Below are 2,503 nucleotides of genomic sequence, written 5' to 3' on the forward strand. Positions count from 1 at the left end.
TCGTGACTGCGTGCCTTTTGAAGAATGAGCCTGCGAGTTTGCGGTGTGTTGCGAGGTTAACCCGTGTGGGGAAGCCGTAGCGAAAGCGAGTCCGAATAGGGCGATTTAGTAGCGCGCTCAAGACCCGAAGCGGAGTGATCTAGCCATGGGCAGGTTGAAGCGGAGGTAAGACTTCGTGGAGGACCGAACCCACCAGGGTTGAAAACCTGGGGGATGACCTGTGGTTAGGGGTGAAAGGCCAATCAAACTCCGTGATAGCTGGTTCTCCCCGAAATGCATTTAGGTGCAGCGTCGTGTGTTTCTTGCCGGAGGTAGAGCACTGGATAGGCGATGGGCCCTACCGGGTTACTGACCTTAGCCAAACTCCGAATGCCGGTAAGTGAGAGCACGGCAGTGAGACTGTGGGGGATAAGCTCCATGGTCGAGAGGGAAACAGCCCAGAGCATCGACTAAGGCCCCTAAGCGTACGCTAAGTGGGAAAGGATGTGGAGTCGCAGAGACAACCAGGAGGTTGGCTTAGAAGCAGCCACCCTTGAAAGAGTGCGTAATAGCTCACTGGTCAAGTGATTCCGCGCCGACAATGTAGCGGGGCTCAAGCGTACCGCCGAAGTCGTGTCATTGCAGCATGAGGGCCAACGCCCGCTGTGATGGGTAGGGGAGCGTCGTGTGCCGGGTGAAGCAGCCGCGGAAGCGAGTTGTGGACGGTTCACGAGTGAGAATGCAGGCATGAGTAGCGATACACACGTGAGAAACGTGTGCGCCGATTGACTAAGGGTTCCTGGGTCAAGCTGATCTGCCCAGGGTAAGTCGGGACCTAAGGCGAGGCCGACAGGCGTAGTCGATGGACAACCGGTTGATATTCCGGTACCCGCTTTGAAACGCCCAATATCGAGCCCATTAATGCTAAGGCCGTGAAGCCGTTCCGGACCCTTCGGGGAAAGGAAAGTGGTGGAGCCGTCGACCCAAGGTGGTAGTAGGTAAGCGATGGGGTGACGCAGGAAGGTAGTCCAGCCCGGGCGGTGGTAGTCCCGGGGTAAGGGTGTAGGGCGTGTGATAGGCAAATCCGTCACACACATAGCCTGAGACCTGATGCCGAGCCGATTGTGGTGAAGTGGATGATCCTATGCTGTCGAGAAAAGCCTCTAGCGAGTTTCATGGCGGCCCGTACCCTAAACCGACTCAGGTAGTCAGGTAGAGAATACCGAGGCGTTCGGGTGAACTATGGTTAAGGAACTCGGCAAAATGCCCCCGTAACTTCGGGAGAAGGGGGGCCATCACTGGTGATGAGTCTTGCACTCTGAGCTGGGGGTGGCCGCAGAGACCAGCGAGAAGCGACTGTTTACTAAAAACACAGGTCCGTGCGAAGCCGTAAGGCGATGTATACGGACTGACGCCTGCCCGGTGCTGGAACGTTAAGGGGACCGGTTAGTCACATTTCGGTGTGGCGAAGCTGAGAACTTAAGCGCCAGTAAACGGCGGTGGTAACTATAACCATCCTAAGGTAGCGAAATTCCTTGTCGGGTAAGTTCCGACCTGCACGAATGGCGTAACGACTTCTCGACTGTCTCAACCATAGGCCCGGTGAAATTGCACTACGAGTAAAGATGCTCGTTTCGCGCAGCAGGACGAAAAGACCCCGGGACCTTTACTACAGTTTGATATTGGTGTTCGGTTCGGCTTGTGTAGGATAGGTGGGAGACTTTGAAGCCGTGACGCCAGTCATGGTGGAGTCGCCGTTGAAATACCACTCTGGTCGTGCTGGATGTCTAACCTCGGTCCGTGATCCGGATCAGGGACAGTGTCTGATGGGTAGTTTAACTGGGGCGGTTGCCTCCCAAAGGGTAACGGAGGCGCCCAAAGGTTCCCTCAGCCTGGTTGGCAATCAGGTGTTGAGTGTAAGTGCACAAGGGAGCTTGACTGTGAGACCGACGGGTCGAGCAGGGACGAAAGTCGGGACTAGTGATCCGGCGGTGGCTTGTGGAAGCGCCGTCGCTCAACGGATAAAAGGTACCCCGGGGATAACAGGCTGATCTTCCCCAAGAGTCCATATCGACGGGATGGTTTGGCACCTCGATGTCGGCTCGTCGCATCCTGGGGCTGGAGTCGGTCCCAAGGGTTGGGCTGTTCGCCCATTAAAGCGGTACGCGAGCTGGGTTTAGAACGTCGTGAGACAGTTCGGTCTCTATCCGCTGTGCGCGTAGGAATATTGAGAAGGGCTGTCCCTAGTACGAGAGGACCGGGACGGACGAACCTCTGGTGTGCCAGTTGTCCTGCCAAGGGCATGGCTGGTTGGCTACGTTCGGGAGGGATAACCGCTGAAAGCATCTAAGCGGGAAGCCTGCTTCAAGATGAGTATTCCCACCTCCTTGAGAGGGTAAGGCTCCCAGTAGACCACTGGGTTGATAGGCCGGATGTGGAAGCCCAGTAATGGGTGGAGCTGACCGGTACTAATAGGCCGAGGGCTTGTCCTCAGTTGCTCGCGTCCACTGTGTTAGTTCTGAAG

At 56.4% G+C, this 2,503-nt stretch carries 1 rRNA gene; it reads left to right on the plus strand.

The features are described 5' to 3' along the window. Positions 1–2,471, plus strand: a 23S ribosomal RNA gene (locus ACF08F_RS37655); the annotation flags it as partial. Positions 2,472–2,503: the final 32 nt, after the last annotated feature.

This window comes from Streptomyces sp. NPDC015130 (assembly GCF_043080005.1).
In the GTDB taxonomy this organism is placed as follows: domain Bacteria; phylum Actinomycetota; class Actinomycetes; order Streptomycetales; family Streptomycetaceae; genus Streptomyces.